The 5,785-nt window shown below is 32.4% G+C and carries 5 protein-coding genes and 1 tRNA gene; all 6 read left to right on the top strand.

What is annotated here, in order from left to right; genetic code table 11:
- Positions 1-1,468: OB-fold nucleic acid binding domain-containing protein (locus ACTG3Y_RS13060; RefSeq protein ID WP_439153362.1), on the top strand; the 1,468-nt coding region annotated here is incomplete at its 5' end.
- A gap of 117 nt (positions 1,469-1,585) precedes the next feature.
- A complete protein-coding gene (trxA, locus tag ACTG3Y_RS13055) occupies positions 1,586-1,903 on the top strand; it encodes a thioredoxin (protein WP_439153361.1) in 318 nt (105 codons plus the stop codon).
- A 68-nt stretch (positions 1,904-1,971) separates the two neighbouring features.
- Complete coding sequence (locus tag ACTG3Y_RS13050) at positions 1,972-2,901, top strand: DUF58 domain-containing protein (RefSeq protein ID WP_439153360.1); 930 nt, start codon at positions 1,972-1,974, stop codon at positions 2,899-2,901.
- 76 nt (positions 2,902-2,977) lie between these two features.
- A tRNA-Asp gene (locus tag ACTG3Y_RS13045) sits at positions 2,978-3,051 on the top strand.
- 528 nt (positions 3,052-3,579) lie between these two features.
- Positions 3,580-3,747, top strand: a complete 168-nt coding sequence (locus ACTG3Y_RS13040) for a hypothetical protein (RefSeq protein ID WP_439153359.1) — start codon at positions 3,580-3,582, stop codon at positions 3,745-3,747.
- 137 nt (positions 3,748-3,884) lie between these two features.
- Positions 3,885-5,785: tetratricopeptide repeat-containing sensor histidine kinase (locus tag ACTG3Y_RS13035; RefSeq protein ID WP_439153358.1), on the top strand; the 1,901-nt coding region annotated here is incomplete at its 3' end.

Raw genomic sequence — 5,785 nt, 5'->3', positions numbered from 1 at the left:
TATTACGGTTTATCAGGAGCAAGTAATGTTACTCTCTCAGAAGTTAGCAGATTTTACAAAAGGTGAAGCCGATGTTTTGAGAAAGGCCATGGGTAAAAAGCAGAAAGCTGTTCTCGATAAAATGAAACCAAAATTCATTGAGCAAGCTGCCGCTAAAGGCATGGATAAGGAAAAGCTTGAGAAAATTTGGAAAGATTGGGAAGCTTTCGCAAGTTATGCTTTCAACAAGTCACACTCCACATGTTATGCCTGGATTGCTTATCAAACGGCATATTTAAAAGCACACTATCCTGCGGAATATATGGCTGCCGTATTGTCTAATAATATGAATGACATAAAATCCGTCACCTTCTTCATGGAAGAATGTAAACGCATGCGGTTACCTGTTTTAGGACCAAGTGTGAATGAAAGTTATTATAAGTTTTCTGTAAATAAGGACAATGCAGTTCGGTTTGGAATGGGAGCTATTAAAGGCGTTGGTCATGGAGCTGTTAAAACAATAGTGCAAAATCGAAAAGAAGATGGTAATTATAAATCCATATTTGATCTAGCCAAACGAATAGATTTAAGAGCAGCGAATAAAAAATCTTTCGAAGGTTTAGCAAATGCAGGAGGATTTGATTGTTTTGAAGGCACCCATCGTGCACAATACTTCGCTCATGACGGTGATGGAATTACATTCTTAGAAAAGGCTATTCGATATGGTGCTAAACATCAGGAAAATGAAAATTCGGCCCAAGTAAGTTTATTTGGTGAGGCAAGTGGTGTACAAATTGCAGAGCCACAAGTACCACCTTGCGAAGATTGGGGAACTATGGAGAAATTGTCTCGAGAAAAGGAAGTTGTAGGAATCTATATTTCTGGTCATCCACTTGACGATTTTAAAATCGAAATGAAGACATTTTGTAACGGAACGATTTCAGCATTCAATAATCTTGAAGCTATCATAAATAGAGAAATTACTTTTGGTGGTGTGGTGACCGATGTACAACACCGTGTGAGTAAACAAGGTAAAGGTTGGGCGCTGTTCACTATTGAAGACTATACTGATAGTTTTGAATTCCGAATTTTTGGTGAAGACTATTTAAAATTCAGACACTTCTTTGTGGTAAATTCGTTCGTATATGTAAGAGCTTATATTAAAGAAGGTTGGGTGAATAGAGAGACAGGTAAAAAAGGAGAACCAAGAATTCAGTTTAATAGTTTCCAGTTATTACATGATGTTATGGATGCTTATGCTAAGAAGTTATCAATTCAGTTGAGTATTGATAATTTAAAGACCGAAAAGATTAAACAGTTACAGGAGGTTTTTAAAACGCATCAGGGAAATCAGTCTTTGAATTTCTTAATTTATGACAATGCCGAAAAGATTAAATTGAAAATGCCCAGCAGAAAACAAAAAGTTAAGATTTCTCAAGAACTCCTTAATGAGCTTGAAGAACAAGATGTAATTTACAAATTAAATTAGCATAAAACCAACCAATGCCAGCATAGTGAAATCAAATAATGAGAATGTAAGGTTTGGCAAAATTTTTGACTAATATTGTATATTAAACTAAAGTAAAATACAATTAAACAAAATATTATGGCATTAGAAATAACGGATGCAACGTTTGAAGAAACAGTATTAAAGAGCGACAAGCCTGTGGTGGTAGATTTTTGGGCTGCTTGGTGTGGACCATGTCGTATGGTTGGGCCAATCATTGACGAAATTAGCTCTGAGTACGAAGGAAAAGCTGTAGTTGGTAAAGTAGATGTTGATGCTAATCAAGAATTTGCTGCTAAATATGGGGTAAGAAATATTCCTACAGTTTTAGTTTTTCAAAATGGAGAAGTAGTAGGTCGTCAAGTTGGTGTAGCACCTAAAAATGCTTATGCTGAAGCGATTGATGCACTTTTATAGAGTATTACTCTAAAAGAAATGATAAAAGGTTTGTCAATACGGCAAACCTTTTTTAGTTTCGGTACATAATGGATTTACAGTTAGAATTAAATAAAGCCGGTGGGTTTAAAAATCTGGAATTACTTGCAAAGCAGGTTGTAGAAGGCTTTATAGCAGGTATGCATAAAAGTCCTTTTCATGGTTTTTCTGCTGAGTTTGCGGAACACAAAATCTATAATCAGGGAGAAAGTACCAAACATATAGATTGGAAATTATTTGCAAAAACAGATCGTTTATACACAAAACGTTATGATGAAGAAACGAATCTAAGATGTCATCTTATAATAGACAATAGTAGTTCCATGCATTATCCTGAATCGGCTGGTACATCCATAGATAATCTAAATAAGATAGCTTTTTCCGCTCTGGCATGTGCCTCTTTAATGAATATACTAAAGAAGCAGAGAGACGCCGTTGGTTTGAGTATTTACAGTGACAGTTATGATTTTTATTCACCAGAAAAGGGTAGTGAGCGACATCATCAAATGTTATTAGGCAAATTAAGTAATGCCGTAGTTTCAAAACCCGAGACAAAAACAACAGAGACATACAGATACCTACATCAGATTGCAGAAAAAATACATAGAAGATCTTTAATTTTTGTTTTTACGGATATGTTTCAAACATCTGAGGAAGATGAAAAATTATTTGAAGCATTACGTCATTTAAAGCATAACAAACACGAAGTCGTTTTATTTCATGTCTTTGATAAACAACGAGAATTGACATTTGACTTTGATAATAGACCTAAGCGTTTTATTGATGTTGAGACTGGAGACTACATTAACCTGTATGCGGATAACGTTAAAGATAATTACGAAAAAGCTGTTAGTGAGTATTTTAAAAATGTAAAATTAAAATGCGGTCAATACAGAATAAAGTATGTAGAAGCTGATATTAATAGTGGATTTAATAATGTGCTTACTACATACATGATAGAGCGACAAAAATTTGTTTAGTTAATTGTCTATTTTTTACCTTTTTTGTTTGCGATATTAAAAATGGAATGTATATTTGCCCTCGCAATTATGCAACGGTCTGGTAGTTCAGTTGGTTAGAATGTCGCCCTGTCACGGCGAAGGTCGCGGGTTCGAGTCCCGTCCAGACCGCTAAAATTGCAGAAAGGCTTCTAAAATTAGGAGCTTTTTCGATATAAAGATGTTGTGTTGTTCTCAGGTTATAAATCTGAGACGTAGTAGAAATCCAATACAATTGGATATTTACCAATGAAAGGCTTTCCTTTTTTTACGTAGTAAAAATCGGGATGCTTTTTTGTTTTTATGACCTCTAAGATCTTAATTTGGGGATAATAGTATTTATTCTTTTGAACATGTTATTAACAAAAAAAGGTATTTAATCGATAAAAAAATACATATAGTCGGTAAAATACTTGTTTATTGTATAATTAAATATATATTTGTAGTCCTTCGTAAGACCTCAAATCGCTTATCAAGGAAATTTTAATCCATTTTACTTTTAGGCAGCAATTGCCAAAAACGTCCCTCGTTTTATTTTAGTATTGTTTTAGGCATGGCCTAAAATAGTTAATTATCCATTCCCTTCCCTCGGAGTAATGTTTTTGCATTGCAAAAATTTAATAATGACTAATTATAAACCCTAAATTAATACTTAAACCTATGAAAACCTTAAAAATTACTTTAGCCTTAGTTGCAGTACTTTTATTAACTGTTTCTGGTGTAAAATCTGAAGATGTTGTAAAAGACCAGCCAACTTATGAAACAGAAAGCAATTTTGATTTATTAGCAACCAATAAGAAAAAAGGAGAAAAGCCGTCTAACGCTTAATTTTTTTATCCTTCCTTAATATAATTAACCCTTATTGTTAAATAAGGGTTTTTTGCGTTATTATATATTTAAATTCTTCAGGTATAATTGAATTTTAATTGTTAGTTTTAGATTATCAATTAAACTTCATAAAGAGATTGTTTAGATACCCTATATTATCACTTGTTTTTATTGCCGGTTTATTCTCTGTTTATGGGCAGAATGATACTGCTGTATTCGATAGTATTCAGAAATACAGAACACTTTCTTCAAGTAATAATTTTGATTTGAATCAACGACTTCAATTTGCCAAAAAGGCCGTTAATTTCTCTAACATAACAAAGATTGATTCAACAATCCTATACAGTAATAGACAGTTATCATTTATCTATTTATTAATGGATAACTATGAACCATATAGAGAAATCAATTATAAAAACTTAAAACTTTCTACAAAATTGAAAGACACGTCGTCTTTAGCAGTTGTTAATAATAATTTGGGTTATTACCATTATCAAGAAGCCAAGTCGGATAGTGCTTTTTATTATTATTCTAAAGCATTGAAATATTTTACACACTTAAATAGTGTTGAAGATGAGTACAAGATATTAATAAATATAGCTGATATTCAAGAGACTGAAAAAGACTATGTAGGTAGTGAAGAAAATGCAATAAGAGCAATTAAGATAGTCAATTCACTCCCAATGAATGAAGACCATCTAGATAATTTATGGACCTTAAATAACTTAATAGGTATAACTTCCTTAAAGCTAAAAGCTTACGAACGAGCTATCGAATATCATAATAAAGCATTAGAATATGCAGATCAAATGAGAGATGGATATTACAATAGATTATATTCTCTAAATAATTTGGCTGAAGTATATAAAACCAAAGGTGATATTGAAAAATCTATTAAACTATATGAAAATGTCGTTAAACAAAAAGATGTTTATATTGAATATGATCCTTCTTTTTATGCCATAGCATTAGCTAATCTCGCCTTTACTAAATCCCTAAAAAAAGAAAATAATTTAGAGGAAATAAGAGCGATGTTCTATGAGGCTAAAAACGTTAGTGATACGCTCGATGATAAATTAGCGCAAACAGGAATCTCTATTGATTTGGCAAGATTTTATACTGATTTAGAGGAAAAGGATTCAGCATTATTCTATGCAGAACGCAGTCGAAAGCTAGCAAAAGAATCAACTAATAATGAATTACTTTTAAAATCATTATATATACTATCCGAACTCAAAGGTGGTGAAGAAGGTAAAATCTATTTACGAAGACATATAAAACTTGCAGACAGTCTTCTTAATGTAGAAAGAAATGCAAGAAACAGAAATGCCAGATTAGAGTTAGAAACCGACGAATTAGAAGCAGAAAACGAGCAAATATCTAGAGAAAACCTATATCTAGCTATTTTATCTATTGGTCTATTACTCACAGTAATACTTATTTATGTTGTCATTTCTCAGAGAGCCAATAACAGAAAATTAAAACTACAACAAGTACAGCAGAAAGCTAACGAAGATATATATAACTTAATGCTAGGACAACAAGACAAGGTTGATGAAGCCAGAACAATAGAAAAAAAGCGCATATCAGAAGAATTGCATGACGGAGTTCTAGGTCGGCTTTTTGGTACGCGATTAAGTCTGGATAGTATAAATTTTAAAGATGGCAAAGAAGCCATGATGACAAGAGCAAATTATATTAGTCAGCTAAAAACTATCGAAGAAGATATTCGTAAAATCTCACATGAGTTAAATACGGATTTTGTTTCGGGAACTGGATTTATGGATATTGTTTCTGAACTGATTGAAAATCAAACACAAGCATACGGACTTAAATATGATTTTGAATATACGGACGATATTAGTTGGGACATAGTGTCAAACAAAGCGAAAATAAATATTTATAGAATCATTCAGGAGTCTATGCAGAATATCTATAAACATGCTAACGCAAAGTCTATAAAAATTAGTATTTCACTGAAAAATGATGTAATTTGCTTAGACATCAAAGACGATGGAGATGGCTTTGATACATCAAA

Origin of the sequence: Winogradskyella sp. (assembly GCF_965656915.1) — a bacterium.
Lineage (GTDB): Bacteria > Bacteroidota > Bacteroidia > Flavobacteriales > Flavobacteriaceae > Winogradskyella.
Note: the sequence above shows the minus strand (reverse complement) of the source record. Positions and strands in the feature narration are given on the sequence as shown.

Coding starts and splice junctions, on each gene's coding strand:
- trxA (WP_439153361.1), top strand. CDS start 1,586: ATGGCATTAGAAATAACGGATGCAACGTTTGAAGAAACAGTATTAAAG.
- ACTG3Y_RS13050 (WP_439153360.1), top strand. CDS start 1,972: ATGGATTTACAGTTAGAATTAAATAAAGCCGGTGGGTTTAAAAATCTG.
- ACTG3Y_RS13040 (WP_439153359.1), top strand. CDS start 3,580: ATGAAAACCTTAAAAATTACTTTAGCCTTAGTTGCAGTACTTTTATTA.